The organism is Humibacillus sp. DSM 29435, assembly GCF_001758225.1.
Classification (GTDB): Bacteria; Actinomycetota; Actinomycetes; order Actinomycetales; family Dermatophilaceae; genus DSM-29435.
On the sequence record NZ_MAST01000001.1, the window covers coordinates 141,726 to 160,077 of the forward strand.

Sequence of the window (18,352 nt, forward strand, 5' to 3'; positions counted from 1 at the left end):
CAGCCCCTGGAAGGACACCCATGAACCGCCTGGACACCCTGGTCAAGAACGTCACCGTCGTGCGGCCCGACGCCGGCCCCGACGGAGGCGAGAGCCTCGACATCGGGATCGTCGACGGTCGGTTCGCCCGCATCGAGGCCGGCATCCCGGCCGAGGAAGCCGACGTGGTCATCGACGGTCGGGGCCTGCTCGCCTTCCCCGGCGTCGTCGACGCGCATCAGCACTGGGGGATCTACAACCCACTCGCCGAGGACACCGACACCGAGAGCCGCGCGAGCGCTCAGGGCGGAGTCACGACCGGCCTGACCTACATGCGCACCGGCCAGTACTACCTCAACAGTGGCGGCCCTTATCGGGAGTTCTTCCCCAAGGTGCTCGAGGCGTCGCAGGGCAGATCCTTCATCGACTACGCCTTTCACCTCGCGCCGATGTCGAAGCAGCACATCGACGAGATTCCCTCCATCATCAGTGATCTCGGGGTGACCTCGTTCAAGATCTTCATGTTCTACGGCAGCCACGGGCTGCATGGCGCCTCCTCCGACCAGAGCTCGTTCCTGATGATCCCGCCCGACGAGCGCTACGACCTCGCCCACTTCGAGTTCGTCATGCGGGGCATCGCGAAGGCCCGCGAAGAGCGGCCCGACCTCGCCGACCAGATCTCGTTGTCACTGCACTGCGAGACGGCCGAGATCATGACGGCCTACACGAAGATGGTTCAGGCCGACGGTTCGCTCTCGGGTCTCGCCGCCTACAGCGCTTCCCGGCCGCCACACTCTGAAGGTCTGGCCGTCACCATCGCGTCCTTCCTGGCCGACGAGACCGGCCTGCCGAACATCAACCTGCTGCACCTCTCGTCGGCCAAGGCGCTCACGGCGGCCATGCGCATGGCCGCCGCGTTCCCGCACGTCGACTTCCGTCGCGAGGTCACCATCGGGCACCTGCTCGCCGACCTCGACACCGCGCACGGTCTGGGCGGCAAGGTCAACCCCCCACTGCGACCCCGCGAAGATGTCGAGGCCCTGTGGCAGCACATGCTCGACGGCAACCTCGACTGGGTGGCCAGCGACCATGCCTGTTGCAAGGACGAACAGAAGTTCGGCGACCCCCGCGACGACGTCTTCGCGGCCAGGTCGGGGTTCGGGGGTGCCGAGTACCTGCTGCCCGGGCTGGTCAGTGAGGGCAGCAAGCGCGGCCTGTCGTACAAGCGGATCGCCGAGCTGACCTCGTGGGCTCCGGCCCGTCGCTACGGGCTGCCCGGCAAGGGCACGATCGCCGAGGGCTATGACGCAGACTTCTGCCTCGTCGACCCGTCGTCGTCGTGGACGGTGCACGCCGACGAGTCGGACTCGACGCAGGAGTACACCCCCTTCGAAGGATTCGAGATCGGGGCCCGGGTGACCGACACCTGGGTGCGTGGGCAGCAGGTGCTCGAGGGCGGCAACGTCGTCGGGCAGCCGCGCGGCCGGTTCATCCGGCGCGGGCAGGCCTGACCCCGAACAAGGCTCACCGGTTCGCGAGCTGGCGCGTTCGACCGTCAACAATCTCGACGACCTCGTCGGCCGAGGCGAGATGGTCGTGGTCGTGGGTGACCAGCACTGTGGTCAGGCCCCGGTCGGTGGTCAGCTCGCGAATCAGCCGGAGCACCGCCTCGCCGCGTTCACGGTCAAGGGCGCTCGTGGGTTCGTCGACGAGCAGCAGTGACGGCTCGTTCATCAGGCCACGGGCGATCGTCACGCGCTGTCGCTGACCACCCGAGAGCTCGCTCGGGCGCTTGTCGGCCTGGGCCACGAGGCCCACGGCCGCCAGCAGGTCCAGGGCCCGGCGGCGACCGGCGGCGAGGTCACCACCGGCGAGGTGCGTGATCAGCACCAGCTGGTCGACCGCGGTGAGGGAGGCGAGCAGGTTCGAGCTCTGGAAGACGATCCCGATCTGCTCGCGCCGCACCTTGGCCGTCTCTGACCGACTGAGCGGCGCAAGGTCACGTCCGTCGAGAAGCACGCGCCCGGCATCCGGCCGAATGAGGGTGGCGGCGACGGCGAGCAGGCTCGACTTGCCCGAGCCCGACGGGCCGACCACGGCGGTGAGGGTGCCCGGTTCGGCGGTGAGGCTGACGTCGTCGAGGGCGGTGAGGCGGCGGTCGCCGTCGGGGTAGGTGAGGGTGACGTGGTCGAGGTGGAGGGTCATCGGGCACTTCCTAGGGCGGTGAGGGGGTCGACGGTGGTGACGGTGCGCAGCGAGACCGCGGCTCCGGCGAGGCCGAGCACGATCATCACGATGGCGGGGAACAGCAGGGTGGGCAGGTCGAGCACGAACGGCACAGCGCTGCCGGCGAGCGAGCCGACCGCGAAGCCGACCGCGGCCGCGAACGCGGTGCCGAGCGTGGTGCCGACGACGAGCAGCGCCAGGGCCTGCCCGACGGCATCCTTGAGGAGGTATCGGGTAGAGGCCCCGAGGGCCTTGAGCACGGCGATGTCGCCTCGGCGCTGCACGGTCCAGACGGTGAAGAAGGCGCCGATGACCAGGGCCGAGATCGCGAACAGCAGCACGCGCATCAGCTGGAGCGAGCCGTTCTCCGAGGTGTAAGAGCCGATGGCCGACAGCGAGTCGGCCGGGGTGACGGTCTCGGTCCCGAGCCTCGCGTCGGCGGCGGCAAAGTCGACGCCGTCGGTGGTGAGCGCCAGCACGCTGGCCTCGCCGTCGGTCTGGCCCGAAGCGGGTGCGTCGGCCGGGGCGACCCACACCACGGGGGCGTGCGAGAACTCGTCCTGACCCGCTACGTTCGCGACGGTCAGGGCCTGACCGCCCAGGGTCAGCCGGTCGCCGGTCGACAGACTGAGGGAGCCAGCGGCCTTGACCGACAGCACGGCCTGGCCGTCAGCGACCTTCGGGGCCAGCTGGGAGCCCGGCGCGACGGCGAACACAGCGACGCCGGAGGTGCGCTCGTCGGCGCTCGCCCGAGACATCGTGATGGCGATCGGCTCAGACCGGACCACTCCTGGCACGTCGGCCCACGAACGCTGCACCGAGGGGGAGATCGACGAGTCGGTGAACGACAGCTTCTGGCCCGCGGCCGGGGCCGAGAACACGAGGTGGTCGGCGGGCAGGTCAGTGATGGCTGAGGTGTTGCCGCGCCCGAGCCCGGCGGTGAGGCCCGACAACAGCACGACGAGGATGGTGATGAGGGTGACGACCGCGCCCATCAGCGCGAAGCGTCCCTTGGCGAAGCGGAGATCTCGGATGGCGACAAACACGCCGGTGTTCCTTTCGTGACGTTCCGACCGCCGCTGGCGCCCCGTTGGTGTGCCGGGCGGCCGCGTTCAGGCCGGTCGGCGCCGCGGTTGCGGCGTCACTGTCCACTTTCCGCGAAACGGGCCCCCTGAGGCATCGAGCCTGCGGACGGTTCCGGCGCATCGAGGGTGGGACCCGCGGATCAAACCTTTGATGGATGCCGGTCCCGGTGGCCGGCCGTAGGCTGGTCGGAGAGATGACTCACGGTGCACCGAACCAGCCAGCCGAGGTTGCGATCCCTTCCGGTCGCGACCTGGCGCCCGTCCCCGACCGGCTGCGATGGGGGCTGCACCTGCTCGTGGCCGCGCTGCTCGTGCTGGTGGCCCTGCGCGGCATCACCAGCCCCAGCGGCATGGACGGAACCGCCGCTCCCTGGCCCTGGGTGGTGGCGGGCTGCGCTCTCGTGGGGGCGATCTACGCCGCCGGGCCCCTCTCGGGCGTGGTGGCCGACTCGTCCGGCGCATCCGCAGTCTGGCTCGGCCTCTTGCTCGTTGCCTGGGTGGGTCTGCTCGCCTTGGCCCCCGAAGCGGTCTACCTGGCGTTTCCGTGGTTCTTTCTGCTGCTGCACCTGCTGCCCCGCCGGGTGGCCCTGACCGCCGTGTTCCTCACCACGGTGGCGGCCATCGTCGGTTTCGCTTGGCACCAGAACGTGTTCACGGTCGCGATGGTGATCGGCCCCGTCGTCGGAGCCGGCGTGGTGATCGCCACCGTCTTCGGCTACCAGGCTCTGCAGGCCGAGTCGGAGCAGCGTCGCCGCCTCATCGTTGAGCTCGACCGCGCTCGCGCCGAGCTGGCCGTGGCCCACCACCGCTCCGGTGTGGTCGACGAGCGGGCCAGGCTGGCCCGCGAGATCCACGACACCCTCGCCCAGGGCCTGTCGAGCATCCAGCTGCTGCTCCAGGCCGCCACGCGATCTCTCGACCCGGCGCGTGAGGTCGACGCGGAGCGAGCAGCGAACCTGGTCGAGCAGGCGCGCCAGGCGGCCAAGGACAACCTCGCTGAGGCCCGCCGCTTCGTGCAGGCGCTCACCCCCGTCGACCTCGACCAGTCGACCCTGGCCGCGGCCCTGCGCCGACTCTGCGAGACGACCACGGCCCGCAGCGAGATCGCGGTGACCTTTCACGAGGTCGGGGCCCCGACGGCGCTGCCCACCCCGGTCGACGTGGCGCTGCTGCGCATCGCCCAGGGGGCCCTCGCCAACACGGTCCAGCACTCGGGGGCGACCCGGGCCGACGTCACCCTCACGACGGCCGACGCGGTGGTGAGTCTCGACGTGGTCGACGACGGAGCCGGTTTCGAGCCAGGGCAGGGCGATGCGACGGATGCCGCTGCTCGTGCCCGAGGCGACGACGGCGTGAGTGCTTCAGACGGAACGGGTTTCGGGCTGCGGTCGATGCGCGAACGGGCCGCCCTGCTCGGTGGCCGCCTGAGTGTGGAGTCGCGGCCGGGCGCAGGCACCGCCATCTCGGTTCACCTCGACCGACCCATCGAGTCGGCTGAGCAGGCGATGACGGTGGAGCGAGTTCCGTGACCTCGATCCGGCTGCTGCTGGCCGACGACCATCCGGTGGTTCGGGCCGGCCTGCGCGCCGTGCTGGAGGGCGAACCCGGCATCATCGTGGCTGATGACGTGGCTACGGCCGAGGCAGCGATCGAACGGGCTGCTCTCGGCGACATCGACGTCGTGCTGATGGACCTGCAGTTCGGCCCGGGAATGGGCGGCAGCGCTGCCACCCGGCTCATCACCGCCGTTCCGGGCGCGCCGCGAGTCATCGTGCTGACCACCTACGACACCGAGGCCGACATCGTGGCGGCGGTCGAGGCGGGGGCGTGCGGGTACCTGCTCAAGGACGCGCCGCCCGACGAGCTGACGGCGGCGGTTCGAGCCGCTGCGGAAGGGCGGTCAGCGCTTGCTCCGGCCGTCGCCGGTCGCCTCATCGAGCGGATGCGCGTGGGCGCGACGTCGCTCAGCGCCCGGGAGACCGAGGTGCTGAGCCTGGTGGCCACCGGCCGGTCGAACCAGCAGATCGCGGCCGAGCTCTTCGTGTCGGAGGCCACCGTGAAGTCACACCTGGTGCACGTCTTCACCAAGCTCGACGTCGACTCGCGAACGGCTGCGGTCGCGGTCGCCACCCGTCGAGGGCTGATCCGGCCGACCCCCGGCTAGTCGACACTCGCGGAGGCGCCGGTCGGCTCTGACCGCACTCGGGGAGGTTTTTCGGCACCAGCTGCCGGCGAACCTCCCCGAAACGCCGAGCGCCCCGCCTCCGGGAGCGTGGCATCCGGAGGCGGGGGCAGTTTCGGTGGTTCGCCGGGCGACTGATTGTCGTCGGGCGTCGGCGGCGCCGTCGGCTCAGACGAACTGGCGCGACAGGGTGGCGTGGCGGTTGACGTCCTTGTAGAGCAGGTAGCGGAACCGGCCGGGCCCGCCGGCGTAGCAGGCCTGCGGGCAGAACGCGCGCAGCCACATGAAGTCGCCCTCCTGCACCTCGACCCAGTCGTTGTTGAGCAGGTACATCGCCTTGCCCTCGAGCACGTAGAGGCCGTGCTCCATGATGTGGGTCTCGGGGAAGGGGATCACGCCGCCGGGCTCGAAGGTGACGATGGTGACGTGCATGTCGTGGCGCACGTCGGTGGGGTCGACGAAGCGCTTGGTCGACCAGGCGCCGTTCGTGTCGGGCATGGCGTTGCCCTCCACCTCGGACTCGTTCGTGACGAACGCCTCGGGCGGCTCGATGCCGTCGACGGCCTGGTAGGCCTTGCGCACCCAGTGGAAGGTGGCGGGGGCGTCACTCTCGTTGTGCAGAGCCCAGGCGGTGCCGGCCGGCAGGTAGGCGTAGCCGCCCTCGGCCAGCTCGTGGCGGGTCTCACCGATGGTGAGAACCGCGCTGCCGCCGACGACGAACAGCACGCCCTCGGCGCCGGTGTCGAGCTCGGGCCGGTCGCTGCCGCCGCCGGGAGACACCTCGACGATGTACTGCGAGAAGGTCTCGGCGAAGCCCGACAGGGGCCGGGCGATGATCCAGACGCGCGTGTTCTCCCAGTGCGGCAGCAGGCTGGTGACGATGTCGCGCATGGTGCCGCGGGGGAGCACCGCGTACGCCTCGGTGAAGACGGCTCGGTCGGTGGTCAGCTCGGTCTGACCGGGAAGGCCGCCTCGGGGCACGTAGTAGGGGGGCTTGCTCTCGGCGCGGGCGGGGGTGCTCATGCTTCTCCTCGTTTGAGCAGCCGCCCCTGGGGCGACTGCGTGGCGGCGTCTTCGGTGTCGTCTTCGGTCTTGTCGGCACCGTTGGGGGTGATCGCCAGGCGGATGCCGTTCAGCCAGGTCTGGCGCACCACCCCGCTCAGGGTGCTCCCGGCGTAGGCCGAGACGGGGTTCTTGTGGTGCAGCTGCCGAACGTCGACGGTGAAGCTGTCGTCGGGGGCGAACACAGCCAGGTCGGCCTGCGCCCCGACCGCGATGCGGCCCTTGGTGGTCAGGCCCACGAGGTCGGCGGGGCCGGTCGCCATCCAGGCGATGACCTGGGCCAGGTCGATGCCGCGCGCCTTCGCGCCGGTCCAGGTCGCGGCGAGACCGAGCTGCAGCCCGGCCACCCCGCCCCAGGCCACCCCGAAGTCGCCGCCGCCCTGCTGCTTGAGGTCGGCTGTGCAGGGGGAGTGGTCGGTCACGACGATGTCGATGGTGCCGTTGCTCAAGCCGCCCCAGATCAGCTCGCGGTTTGAGGCTTCGCGGATCGGGGGGCAGCACTTGAACTCGGTGGCGCCGTCGGGCACCTCCTCGGCCGTGAAGGTGAGGTAGTGCGGGCAGGTCTCGACGGTGAGCGGCACGCCGTCGGCGCGGGCGCTCGCGATCATCGGCAGGGCGTCCGAGCTCGACAGGTGCAGGATGTGGGCTCGCGCCCCGAGCCACCGGGACAGCTCGATCACGTTGGCGATAGCCAGGTTCTCGGCGCCGCGGGGGCGCGAGTGCAGGAAGCCGGTGTAGGCCCGGCCATCGCTGGCATCGGCCGCCGGGGCCGTGTCGCCCGCATCGTCGTGACTGCCGGCCGCGTGGTCGATGGTGTGGTTGTCCTCGGCGTGCACGATCATCATCGCGCCGAGTCGCGCGGTCTCGCGCATCGCCTCCTCGAGCTGTTCAGGCTCCAGGTGCTCGAACTCGTCGACCCCCGAGGGCAACGTGAAGCACTTGAACCCGAAGACGCCCTCGGCGTGCAGCCCCTCGAGGTCAGGCACGTTGCCGGGCACCGCGCCACCCCAGAACCCGACGTCCACGAACGCCTTCTCGGCGGCGACGGCTCGCTTGGTCTCGAGCGCGTCGACCGTCGTCGTCGCCGGCACCGAGTTCAGCGGCATGTCGATGATCGTGGTGACGCCACCGGCGGCGGCGGCCCGGGTGGCGGAGGCGAAGCCCTCCCACTCGGTGCGGCCGGGCTCGTTGACGTGCACGTGCGAGTCGACGAGGCCGGGGATGAGCACCTCGTCGTCACCGAGCTCGACGACGGTGGTCGCCGTCAGGTCGGCGTCGAGCGCGGCAATGACCACGACCCGCCCGTCAGCGACTCCGACGGAGGCCGGCTGCTCCCGCCCGTCGATGACCGCTCGAGGCGCACGGAACACCACATCAAGCTCTACGTCATGTGCATTCATCGTTCTTCCTCCATCGTCGGAAAGGCTGAGTCTGCCGCTAGATCGGGGTTGGGGCACCCGGGAGACGTGCGCTTACGGGGTGCGCGACGCCGGCTTGCCGGCAGCGTGCACGGATGAGACGTGTCGACCCAGTATCCCGCCGTCGAGCTCGACGAGGTCGCCGTCGCGCAGGTAGGGGCGGGGCTCGGCCGAGGCTACGGCGACGCCCGCGGGGGTTCCGGTGATCACGACGTCGCCGGGCTCGAGGGTCATGACGCCGCTGACGTAGGCGAGCAGGTCACCGACGCCGAAGACCATGCTGGCGGTGGTGCCCGACTGGCGCCGTTCGCCGTTCACGTCGAGGGTGAGCGCTACCGACTGGGGGTCGCCGAGCTCGTCGGGCGTCACGAACCAGGGCCCGAGTGGGCAGTAGGTGTCGGCCGACTTGCCCTTGGTCCAGGTGCCGCCCCGCTCGAGCTGGAGGTCGCGGTCGCTGAGGTCGTCGGCGAGGCTGTAGCCGGCCACACCGGCCAGGGCCTGCTCGGGGCTCGCGTCGCGCAGATGCTGCCCGATCACGACGGCGAGCTCGACCTCGTAGTCGGTCGTCGTCGAACCTGGGATGAGCCGGATCGGGTCGGTGGGGCCGCACAGCGCCGAGCTGGCCTTGAGGAAGACGACCGGCTCGGTGGGCACGGGCACCCCGACCGCGTCGGCGTAGCACTGGTAGTTCAGGCCGATGCCGACGACCTTGCCCGGCCGGGTCACCGGCACCCCAAAGCGGATGCCGGCCACCTCGTCGGCGGCCAGTGCCGGCAGGGCTCCCGCTTCGACGGCCGAGGCGACGCTCGCGAGGCCGTGCTGCAGGAAGGCGCCGTCGAGGTCGGCGGTGATGGGTCGCAGGTCGAGGAGTGACCCGTCAGCCGTCACGACGACCGGACGCTCGTGGCCGACCTCGCCGACCCGCGCCAACCTCATGAGGCACCTGCGGTCAGCGACGCACCGATGCGCCTGCCGATGCGTTGGAGCAACGGGGCGGGGTCGGTCATCGACTGTTCGGGGGTGTCGGCCTCGTCGGTCGTGGTGTGCACGGCGCTGAAGCCGGCCTGCCTCCAGACCTGCTCGTCGAGCGTGCAGCGCCCGGCCACGCCGACGACCGGTACGCCAGCGTCGCGGGCGGCCTTGGCGACAGCAGCGGGCGCCTTGCCGCGAAGGGTCTGTTCGTCGAGCGAGCCCTCGCCGGTGATGACGAGGTCGGCGCCGCTGACGGCCTCGACCAGACCCACCAGGTCGAACACCAGCTCGGCGCCCGGGCGGGCGTCGGCCCCGGCGAGAGCCATCAGCCCGAAGCCCACCCCACCGGCGGCGCCGGCTCCGGGCACGTCACGCCGGTCGCTACCGGTGGTGGCGGCCACGAGATCGGCCCAGTGGGTCAGTGCGGCATCCAGGTCGGCCACCTGCGGCGGGGTGGCCCCCTTCTGCGGGCCGTACACGGCCGCGGCCCCGTGCTCGCCCGTCAACGGGTTGTCGACGTCGCAGGCGACCGTGATGCGGGCCGGGTTCTGCGGGTCGGTCAGGGCCGGGTGCAGCCCGGCCAGGTCGAGACGAGCGGCCTGGGCCAGCGCTACCCCGCCCTCCGCGATCGGCTGGCCCGACGCGTCGAGAATCTCGACGCCGAGGGCGCGGAGCAAGCCGGCACCGCCGTCGGTTGAGGCGCTGCCGCCGATGCCCACCACGACCCGGCGGCAGCCGGCGTCGAGTGCTGCGGCAATGACCTCGCCCGTGCCCCGGCTCGTGGCCGTGAGGGCGACGAGCCGCCCACCCGGCAGCTGGGAGAGGCCACTGACGTCGGCGAGCTCGACGACGGCCTGTTCGTCGCGCCGGGCCCACGAGGTTTCGACCGGCTCGCCGGTCGGGCCGGCGGCAGTCAGTGACTGCCGCGAGAAGCCTGCGGCCACAGCGGCATCCACCGTTCCGTCGCCACCGTCGGCGACGGGAACGATGGTGACCTCGATCGCTGACGACGAGGCCTGGAGCCCGGTCTTCAGAGCCGCGGCCACTTCGGCCGCGCTGAGGGTGCCCTTGAACTTGTCAGGGGCGATGACGACGTGGACGGTGGAGGCCGACATGTCAGTCGAGGTTCGCGAACAGCGCGGTGGGCGCGTCGGCGGCGTCGACGAACAGCTCTTCGAACTCAGTGACGTTGTCGATCGCGAGGCCCATCGACACGTTGGTGATGCGCTCGAGGATGACCTCGACGATGATCGGCACGTTGAACTCGGCCATCATCTTCTTGGCCTCTTCGAGGGCGGGCAGAATCTTGTCGGGCTCGGTCACGCGAATGGCCTTACAGCCCAGGCCCTCTGCCACCTTGACGTGGTCGACTCCGTAGCCGTTGAGCTCGGGGCTGTTGACGTTGTCGAACGCGAGCTGCACACAGTAGTCCATGTCGAAGCCGCGCTGCGACTGGCGGATGAGGCCGAGGTACGCGTTGTTGACGACCACGTGGATGTAACCGATGTTGAACTGCGCACCGACCGCGAGCTCCTCGATCATGAACTGGAAGTCGTAGTCACCCGAGAGCGCGACCACGGTGTCTTCGGGGGCCGCGGTGGCGACACCGAGCGCGGCCGGGATGGTCCAGCCGAGCGGGCCGGCCTGACCGGCGTTGACCCAGTGGCGCGACTCGTAGACGTGCAGCAGCTGCGCCGCCTGAATCTGCGACAGGCCGATGGTCGAGACGTAGCGGGTGCTCTTGCCGAACGCCTTGTTCATCTCCTGGTAGACCCGCTGCGGCTTGATCGGCACGACGTCGAAGTTCGTCTTGCGCAGCAGCGTGGCCTTGCGCTCGGCGCACTCCTTGGCCCACAGCGAGCGGTCGACCATGTCGCCGGCCTCCTTGCGCTCCTTGGCGGCCTCGATGAGCAGCTCGAGGGCGGCCTTGGCGTCAGAGACGATGCCGAAGTCGGCGGGGAACACGCGACCGATCTGGGTGGGCTCGATGTCGATGTGCACGAAGGTGCGGCCCTTGGTGTAGACGCCGACGTCGCCGGTGTGGCGGTTGGCCCACCGGTTGCCGATGCCGAGCACGAAGTCGCTCTCGAGCATCGTGGCGTTTCCGTAGCGGTGCGAGGTCTGCAGGCCGACCATGCCGGCGTTGAGCTCGTGGTCGTCAGGCAGGGTGCCCCAGCCCATCAGGGTGGGAATGACGGGGATGCCGGTCAGCTCGGCGAACTCGACCAGCAGGTCAGCGGCATCCGCGTTGATGATGCCGCCGCCGGCCACGATGAGCGGGTGCTCGGAGGCGGCCAGCATGTCGAGGGCCTTGTCGATCTGCTTGCGGGTCGCGGTCGGCTTGTAGACCGGCAGCGACTGGTAGGTGTCGATGTCGAACTCGATCTCGGTCATCTGCACGTCGATCGGAAGGTCGATGAGCACCGGGCCCGGGCGGCCGGAGCGCATCAGGTGGAACGCCTGCGCGAAGACGCCGGGCAGCTGCGCCGCCTCGAGCACGGTGACGGCCATCTTGGTCAGCGGCTTGGCGATGGAGGCGATGTCGACGGCCTGGAAGTCTTCCTTGTGCAGCTTCGCGACCGGGGCCTGGCCGGTGAGGCACAGGATCGGGATGGAGTCGGCGCTGGCCGAGTAGAGGCCGGTGATCATGTCGGTACCGGCCGGGCCGGAGGTGCCGACGCACACCCCGATGTTGCCCGCCTTGGCGCGGGTGTAGCCCTCGGCCATGTGGGAGGCGCCCTCGACGTGGCGGGCCAGCGTGTGGTGCAGGCCGCCGTTCGTCTTCATCGCCTTGTAGAAGGGGTTGATCGCGGCGCCCGGGAGGCCGAAGACGTTCGTGACGCCTTCGAGCTTGAGAATCTCCACCGCGGCCTGGGCTGCTGTCATCCGTGCCATCTTCATGTCCTTTTTCTGTGTGGCTCAAGGTCTACGAGGCTCGAACAGCCAGCCCAAGCCGGGGGTGTCAGTCAGATCGGTCGGCCAGAGGGCCGGCCGGTTGGTCTGGTCAGCTGGGGTTCTGGCCGGAGAGGCGCTGCACGCCGCGCAGCAGGCCGGAGTGGTCGAGACCGCCGTCGCCGTTCGCGCGGGCCGAGGCCATCAGGGTGGCGACGAGCTGGCCGAGGGGCAGCACGACGCCGGCCTCACGGGCAGCCGAGCTGACGATGCCCATGTCCTTGTGGTGCAGGTCGATGCGGAACCCGGGCTCGAAGCTGTCGTTCGCCATGTTGCTGCGCTTCTGCTCGAGCACCTTGGAGCCGGCGAGGCCGCCACCGAGCACCGTCAGAGCGGCCTCGAGGTCGACGTCGTAGGCCCGCAGGAAGACGACAGCCTCGGCCAGCGCCTGGATGTTTGCGGCGACGATGAGCTGGTTCGCGGCCTTGACGGTCTGGCCGGCGCCGTTGCCACCGACGTGCACGATGGTCTTGCCGACCGCGTCGAAGACGGGCTTCGCGGTGGCGAAGTCCTCCGCGGAGCCGCCGACCATGATCGAGAGGGCTGCGTTCTTCGCGCCGGCCTCGCCGCCGGAGACCGGGGCGTCGAGCAGACGGAAGCCGGCCTCCTTGGCGGCCGCGGCCAGCTCGGCCGTGACGTCGGGGCGGATCGAGGAGAAGTCGATGACGAGCGTGCCGGGCTTGGCGTTCGCGAACACGCCGCCCTCACCGGTGAGCACGTCCTGCACGTCGGCCGAGTCGGGCACCATGACCGCCACGATGTCGACGTCGGTGACGGCGTCGGCGATCGAGTCGGCCGAACGGCCACCGGCCTCGACCAGCGGCTTGGCGCGCTCAGGGCTGCGGTTGTAGCCGACGACGTCGTGGCCGGCGTTCGCGAGGTGGACGGACATCGGGGCACCCATGATGCCCAGCCCGATGAATGCGATCTTGCTCATGTGAGTCTCCTTGAGGTCGTGACGAGTTCGTGTGTCGAGGGCGGCCGGGCCCAGCGCAGGTTCAGCCCGGGTGGTGCTGGTCGGCGCTGGTCGGCGTTACTGGGCGGTGCCGGCCCGGGTGAGGAACGCCAGGCTCTCGGTGGTGTTGGTGGTGGGCTTGTACTCCAACCCGACCCAGCCGCGGTAGCCGGTTTCGGCGATGGCAGCGAGGTGGCCGTCGAGGTCGAGGTCGCCCGAACCGGGCTCGCCCCGGCCCGGAGCGTCGGCGATCTGAACGTGCGCGACACGGTCGGCATAGGTGGTGATCGCAGCGGCCACGTCGTCGCCGTTGTTGGCCAGGTGGAACAGGTCGAGCAGGAACCCGACGTTGGCGGCACCTGCGGCGCGGGCGTCGTCGACGACCGACACGGCATCCGCCGCGGTGCGCAGCGGGTAGGGCTTCGGGCCGCTGACGGGCTCGACGAGCACCGTCGCGCCGATGCGGTCGGCCGCACGCGCGGCGAGCACGATGTTCTCGCGGCCCAGCTCGTCCTGCTGCTGCGGCGTGGCGTCGTCGACGCGATTTCCGAACAGGGCGTTGAACCCCTTCACGTTCAGGCGCTCACCCAGGCCGACGGCGACGTCGATGTTGTCGGTGAACTCCTTGGAGCGCGAGGGGATCGACAGCACCCCGGCGTCGGCTCCGGTGAGCTCACCGGCGAAGAAGTTGAGGCCGATGAGCTGCACGCCGGCGTTCTCGATCGACCGGGCGAAGGCGTCGATGTCGGCGTCAGCAGGCACCGGCTGGTCGGGCCAGGGCCACCAGAACTCGACCGCCTCGAAGCCGGCCGCACGCGCCGCTGCTGCGCGCTCCAGCAGAGGAACCTCGGTGAAGAGCATCGAACAGTTCGCGAGATAGGGCAGACCTGCTGCCGTGGTGAACGCCATCGTCAACCTTCCAGTGAAATTCCGTTATGCGGAAACATTATTCCGTTAGGCAGAATAGTACGAGAAAGGCCGGCGCCAGTCAAGGGCGCCGGCCTCAGCTTTTCGCACGGGCTCGCCGACGCACCGGCCGCGCGGCATCCGTCATGCGTGGGCAGCCATGCACGGGTTCAGCTGCCTCGGTAGGTCGAGTAGCCGAACGGGTTGAGCAGCACCGGCACGTGGTAGTGGTCGTTCGCGTCGAACACCGAGAAGGCGATGGCGATCTCGGGGTAGAAGGCGGTCGTACCGTTCGCGGCGAAGTAGTCGCCGGACGCGAAGACGAGGCGGTAGTCGCCGGCCTCGAGACGCTCGGGCCCGATGGTCGCGGCCCGTCCGTCGGCGTCGGTCGTGCCGCTGCCGAGGGCCGCTCCGGCCAAGGTCTCGAGGGAGATGGCTACGCCTTCGGCCGGCTTGCCGAGGCTGGTGTCGAGCACGTGTGTAGACAGGGTTCCCATGTCAGAGCATCTCTTTCAGTCGGAGGAGGGCGATCTCGCGCAGCTGGGTGACGGTTTCGGCCTGCTCGGCCTCGTCGTCGTTGTCGAGCCGCCGTTGCAGCTCGGCGAGGATCTCGGTGGAGGACCGGCCGGCGGCTCGGATGAGGAAGACGCGGTCGAAGCGCTGCTCGTAGGCGGCGTTGCCTGCGGCGAGGGCCTCGACGACGGCAGAGTCGGAGGCGTCGACGCCGGCCTGCTCCCGGCTCGAGAGCTCGGCATCGTGCTTGGCGTCGGTGGCCTTCTCACCGATCCGGGGGTGACCGGCCAGGGCCGAGTCGACCTCTCCGGGCTCGAGGCTGGCGGCAGCGTGCTCGGCGGCAGACGCAAGGGCGGGCCAGTCGGCGAACGGCCGACCCGCAGCGACGTGCTCGACCCAGCGGGGCACGTTGAGGCACGAGGTCAGGCGCCCCCGGCAGTCGCTCTCGGTCAGGGCGTTGAAGCTCGCGACGTCGGGGTCGAGATCGGTTGCGGCAGTGGTCGTGGGGGTGGCGGTGTTCGCGGCGCTGCGGTCGCTCATGCTTCCTTCCAGGTCACAGGGACAGTCCCGTCGGGGGCGTGCTCTGGCGCGATCCGCCCGGGACGCATGGTCGGCGAGACGCTCGTGGGACCAGTCGGAGCGTTTCATCAGGCAGAAAACAAGTTTCGCTATGCGGAATCTACCGAGCGTCGTGCCGAGCGTCAAGTGTGACCGGGCACACACCGATGGTATCGCTGGCGCCAACCCAGCGCGGCCCGCACGACGACGTCATGAGGTGCGGTCAGGCCTGGGCGGAGACCGTCATCTTCGGGTTGCGTCGGCGCGCGTCGTCGAATCCGCCCGCCGGCAGGTCAGGCGGTGGTTCTGGAACCGTCACGACCGGGCAGGTGGCATGGCTGACGCAGTAGTGACTGGCCGAGCCGGTGACGAGGCGATGCCCGTCGCGAAGCGGTTCACGGGTGCCGATGACCAGCAGGGTGGCGTGGGTGCTCAGACGCACCAGCACCTCGCCCACCGGGCCCTGCGCGAAATGCAGGGAGGAGGCGGCGCAAGAGTCGATGTCGGTCTCGGAGTCGGCAGCGGGCCCGGTGGCCTCGTCGACAGTGCTGTCGCTGTCGTCGAGCACCCGGTGTAGACGGCGGCGGTACGACGGGGCCACATGCCGCGCCGGAACGTAGAGACGAGTGCGGGGTTCGCCAGGGTGGCCGACCAGACCGATGGGCCAGTCGAGCACGTGCACCGCGCACAGGTCGGTCGCCGTGGCACGGGCGTACGACGCCGCCCAACGGTGTGCCGCTCGAGAGGCGCTCGAGTCGTCGACGGCCACGATGACGCAGTTCTTCACCACGGTCATGACCGTCCCCCGTACGACCCGGTCGGGGTCGCGACAAGGGCTGCGACCGGGTGAGCGAGACCCCCGTGCTCTGACAGGTAGTGGCACGTGGTGCAGAGCCTTGCGGTCGGCAGCATCGCCAGCCGTCGCTGCGCGATGGCCTGGCCACAGCTCGAGCACGTTCCGTAGGTGCCTGCCTCGAGGCACGCCAGCGCGCCTTCGATATCGGCCAGCGCAGCCTCGGCCGCGTCGGCGAGCAGGTGGTTGACCTGCAGGCGTGCCTCGTCGGCGTTGGCCACGGCCTCCGCAGTGCTCACCACCAGTCCGCGCAGCTGCTCGATCCGAAAGCGTCGCTGCGCTCGGAGGTCGAGCAGCACGGCGCCCACGCCCGGACCGATGGGGGCGATCGCCTCCTTCGGTGTGGTTTCCAGGGCGGTCAGGTAGCGGGTCAGGTTGCTGCTCGGGGGCATGCCGTCCCTCCTTGACAGGTGTTGGGGGCCGGGGTCGCCGCGACCTCGTCGCTGGGCGACGGGGCCGCGGCGCCCTCTCCGGGGGCGAACCGGAGCGCTGGTCACCAGGCGCGGTTGCGCGCCTCGTGTCGATGCGGCAGCTCGCAGGTCTCGCTCGGGCCCTGATGGGTGAAGCCACAGCGCTCGCACCCTCGGTAGCGCAGACTTCCCTGCGTGGTGTGCTCGTAGATGCGCGACCACAGGTCGATCAACCTGGCCATGCAGCACCTCCTTCCTTCAACGCAACTGGCCGTTGCGGTAAACCTCATTGTCGCTCACAACCTCGATGCCCACCAGTGGCAACGCCAGCGACGTGCGACCGCACCTCGCTGCCGGCATCCGGCAATGAGACACTGGGCGCGGGGTCAGGAGGGCTCGCCGTGGCGGTGGATGAGGTGCAGGGCTGGCTGTCGAAGGTGGCCCGCAAGGCGGCTGCCGACACGCACGCACCCGTCGAGCTGTTGGGGGAGTACCTCGACATCCTCGCCGACGCGGCCCTGTCTGGTCGCCGACCGAAGCGCCACGAGCTGGATGCCGTTCGCAGGCTCGGTCGCAGCGCCGCCGAGCAGGGAATCGATGCCAACCAGGCCGTCGACCTGTATCTCTCCGCGGCGTGGCGCCTGTGGCAGGGCCTGCCCACCATCGTGCGGTCACCCCGCGAGCGCGAGGAGGTGCGCAGGGCGGCCGAGGCGGTGCTCCGCGTCATCACGGATGCCGTCGGGGTGCTCGTCGAGGGGCACCAGGCCGCTCGACGGCAGATGATCCGACACGAGGAGTCGGCCCGGCGTGAGCTCGTCGACGACCTGCTGCGCGGCGGCACCGGCGTCTCGCACCTGGTCGAGCGAGCCGAACCGTTCGGGCTGTACCTCGGGAGCAGCCACCGCGTGCTCCTGGCCGCCCAGCCCAGGCCCGTGGCCCACCTCGATGAGGTGGCCGCGAGCATGGAGCGGGTGCTGGTCGACCGTCTCGGTGATCGCGACGTGCTGGTGGCCACCAAGGACAACCTGCTCGTGGTCATCCTGCCGGGAGAGCCGCGTGACGCTGCATCCGGCCTGCTCGTCGGCGACCCGGCGACGTACCTGCACACGCGACTGACGCGGGGCGACGGGGGGCGATGGCAGGTCACTTCAGGCCGGCCCTACCTCGGGGCCTACGGCGTGGCGCGCTCGTACGAAGAGGCGCGAGAGGCCGTCGTGCTCGCCGACCGTCTCAAGCTCGACGACGATGTGATCACGACCCGCGAGCTGCTCGTCTATCGCGTGCTCGGCCGCGACCAGGCTGCCCTGGTCGACCTGGTGCAGGCGTTCCTCACGCCGCTCACCCTGGCCCGTGGCGGCGCCGAGCCGCTGCTCGCCACTCTCGACGCCTACTTCGGCGCAGGAGCGGTGGCGGCCGAAACCGCCCGCCGTCTGCACGTGTCGGTGCGCACGGTCACCTACCGGCTCGCCCGCATCCACGCTCTCACCGGCCACGACCCGGCCGATCCTGAGCAGCATCTGGCCCTGCACATGGCGGTCCGCGGGGCGCGGCTGCTCGACTGGCCCGCGAAGCCGCTGACGTGACAGCCGACCTTCGCGACCGTCAGCTACGACAGTGTTGTGACGCACTCGATCAGGTCAGCGCCGACGCTCCGACCCTGTGCGCGGGATGGGTGGCGCACGACCTGGCTATCCACCTGTGGACTCTCAAGCATGATCCGCTCAGCTGGCCCGGCATCGCGCTACCTGCGCTGGCCGCAACCACGAACCGGCGCGCTGACCGCATCCGCCGCCGTTGGTCTTACGGCGAGCTCGTCGCGAGGCTACGAGCCGAGCGGGGCGACCTGGCCTGTATGCCCTTCGATCGGTTCGGTGGCCATCGGCACGCGCTGGGCGAGTATTTCGTGCACACCCAGGATGTCGTTCGCGCGAACGGTCTCCGTCAGGAGGAGCCCAGCCAGGAGCTGGAGGATGCGCTGTGGTTGCGGGTTCAGGTCGCCGCCCGGCAGCTGCTTCGTCGGCGCTCGCCGGGCCTCGTCCTGGCAACCGAGGGCGGCCGCTCTGCACACGTCACGGGCCGCACACCGATGACCGTGGTGACCGGGCCACCGTCCGAGCTCATGTGCTGGGTCTACGGGCGTGAAGCAGTCGCTGAGGTGACCGTCCGGCATTGAGGCGCGCCATCCTCCCTGAGGCCGAGGGGCTGCGTCCGGGGCGAAGAGCGTCTCGCCGCGCTCGAGGCCGAGTGCGCACGACTCGTCGCGCTCGGCGCGACACGGTTA

General features: G+C 70.2%; 19 protein-coding genes. 5 read left to right on the plus strand and 14 right to left on the minus strand.

Annotated elements, in window-relative coordinates; genetic code table 11:
• Positions 1-20: 20 nt before the first annotated feature.
• Entirely contained in the window at positions 21-1,490 is a 1,470-nt protein-coding gene (locus BA895_RS00645; RefSeq protein WP_070189951.1) for a dihydroorotase family protein, read from the plus strand.
• A gap of 13 nt (positions 1,491-1,503) precedes the next feature.
• On the opposite strand, the gene BA895_RS00650 is transcribed toward BA895_RS00645, so the two are convergent.
• Both BA895_RS00650 and BA895_RS00655 read right to left on the minus strand, forming a co-directional pair.
• On the minus strand, positions 1,504-2,184 hold the full coding sequence (locus BA895_RS00650) for an ABC transporter ATP-binding protein (protein WP_070189952.1): 681 nt from the start codon (positions 2,182-2,184) through the stop codon (positions 1,504-1,506).
• Positions 2,181-3,251 (minus strand): ABC transporter permease, encoded by a 1,071-nt coding sequence (locus tag BA895_RS00655; RefSeq protein ID WP_070189953.1) that lies wholly within the window; start codon positions 3,249-3,251, stop codon positions 2,181-2,183. Before BA895_RS00655 ends, BA895_RS00650 begins: the two co-directional genes overlap by 4 nt.
• Positions 3,252-3,484: 233 nt before the next feature.
• Here BA895_RS00655 and BA895_RS00660 point away from each other — a divergent pair, with 233 nt between their 5' ends.
• Together BA895_RS00660 and BA895_RS00665 are read left to right on the plus strand one after the other, a co-directional pair.
• Positions 3,485-4,819, plus strand: a complete 1,335-nt coding sequence (locus tag BA895_RS00660) for a sensor histidine kinase (RefSeq protein ID WP_083282882.1) — start codon at positions 3,485-3,487, stop codon at positions 4,817-4,819.
• A complete protein-coding gene (locus BA895_RS00665) occupies positions 4,816-5,454 on the plus strand; it encodes a response regulator transcription factor (RefSeq protein WP_070189954.1) in 639 nt (212 codons plus the stop codon). The genes BA895_RS00660 and BA895_RS00665 overlap by 4 nt, the downstream gene beginning before the upstream one ends.
• 186 nt (positions 5,455-5,640) lie before the next feature.
• On the opposite strand, the gene BA895_RS00670 is transcribed toward BA895_RS00665, so the two are convergent.
• From BA895_RS00670 to BA895_RS24110, 12 genes are all read right to left on the minus strand, one after another.
• Positions 5,641-6,495, minus strand: a complete 855-nt coding sequence (locus tag BA895_RS00670) for a bifunctional allantoicase/(S)-ureidoglycine aminohydrolase (RefSeq protein ID WP_070189955.1) — start codon at positions 6,493-6,495, stop codon at positions 5,641-5,643.
• Entirely contained in the window at positions 6,492-7,934 is a 1,443-nt protein-coding gene (allB, locus tag BA895_RS00675; RefSeq protein ID WP_070189956.1) for an allantoinase AllB, read from the minus strand. The genes BA895_RS00670 and allB overlap by 4 nt, the downstream gene beginning before the upstream one ends.
• A gap of 72 nt (positions 7,935-8,006) precedes the next feature.
• Positions 8,007-8,888 carry a fumarylacetoacetate hydrolase family protein gene (locus tag BA895_RS00680; RefSeq protein ID WP_070189957.1) on the minus strand — a complete coding sequence of 294 codons (882 nt, stop codon included), beginning with the start codon at positions 8,886-8,888 and terminating at the stop codon, positions 8,007-8,009.
• A complete protein-coding gene (locus BA895_RS00685; protein ID WP_070189958.1) occupies positions 8,885-10,039 on the minus strand; it encodes a glycerate kinase in 1,155 nt (384 codons plus the stop codon). The genes BA895_RS00680 and BA895_RS00685 overlap by 4 nt, the downstream gene beginning before the upstream one ends.
• A 1-nt stretch (position 10,040) precedes the next feature.
• Entirely contained in the window at positions 10,041-11,819 is a 1,779-nt protein-coding gene (gcl, locus tag BA895_RS00690) for a glyoxylate carboligase (protein ID WP_070190237.1), read from the minus strand.
• A gap of 109 nt (positions 11,820-11,928) precedes the next feature.
• Positions 11,929-12,867, minus strand: coding sequence for a 2-hydroxy-3-oxopropionate reductase (locus tag BA895_RS00695; protein WP_256388421.1), 939 nt, complete (start codon positions 12,865-12,867; stop codon positions 11,929-11,931).
• 42 nt (positions 12,868-12,909) lie between these two features.
• Entirely contained in the window at positions 12,910-13,740 is an 831-nt protein-coding gene (locus BA895_RS00700) for a hydroxypyruvate isomerase family protein (protein WP_070189960.1), read from the minus strand.
• A 167-nt stretch (positions 13,741-13,907) separates the two neighbouring features.
• A complete protein-coding gene (gene uraH, locus BA895_RS00705) occupies positions 13,908-14,234 on the minus strand; it encodes a hydroxyisourate hydrolase (RefSeq protein ID WP_070189961.1) in 327 nt (108 codons plus the stop codon).
• A 1-nt stretch (position 14,235) separates the two neighbouring features.
• The gene (uraD, locus tag BA895_RS00710; RefSeq protein ID WP_083282835.1) at positions 14,236-14,790 is read right to left on the minus strand and encodes a 2-oxo-4-hydroxy-4-carboxy-5-ureidoimidazoline decarboxylase; all 555 of its coding nucleotides are present in this window, start codon (positions 14,788-14,790) and stop codon (positions 14,236-14,238) included.
• A gap of 241 nt (positions 14,791-15,031) precedes the next feature.
• Positions 15,032-15,604: a universal stress protein gene (locus tag BA895_RS00715; RefSeq protein WP_070189962.1), complete on the minus strand. Its 573-nt coding sequence runs from the start codon at positions 15,602-15,604 to the stop codon at positions 15,032-15,034.
• Positions 15,601-16,053: a TraR/DksA C4-type zinc finger protein gene (locus BA895_RS00720; protein WP_070189963.1), complete on the minus strand. Its 453-nt coding sequence runs from the start codon at positions 16,051-16,053 to the stop codon at positions 15,601-15,603. The genes BA895_RS00715 and BA895_RS00720 overlap by 4 nt, the downstream gene beginning before the upstream one ends.
• Before the next feature lie 101 nt (positions 16,054-16,154).
• Positions 16,155-16,313: a hypothetical protein gene (locus BA895_RS24110; protein WP_217493785.1), complete on the minus strand. Its 159-nt coding sequence runs from the start codon at positions 16,311-16,313 to the stop codon at positions 16,155-16,157.
• A gap of 159 nt (positions 16,314-16,472) precedes the next feature.
• On the opposite strand from BA895_RS24110, the gene BA895_RS00725 reads away from it, so the two are divergent.
• Both BA895_RS00725 and BA895_RS00730 read left to right on the plus strand, forming a co-directional pair.
• Positions 16,473-17,654, plus strand: coding sequence for a CdaR family transcriptional regulator (locus tag BA895_RS00725; RefSeq protein ID WP_217493786.1), 1,182 nt, complete (start codon positions 16,473-16,475; stop codon positions 17,652-17,654).
• Complete coding sequence (locus tag BA895_RS00730; RefSeq protein ID WP_070189964.1) at positions 17,651-18,244, plus strand: maleylpyruvate isomerase family mycothiol-dependent enzyme; 594 nt, start codon at positions 17,651-17,653, stop codon at positions 18,242-18,244. The genes BA895_RS00725 and BA895_RS00730 overlap by 4 nt, the downstream gene beginning before the upstream one ends.
• Positions 18,245-18,352: the final 108 nt, after the last annotated feature.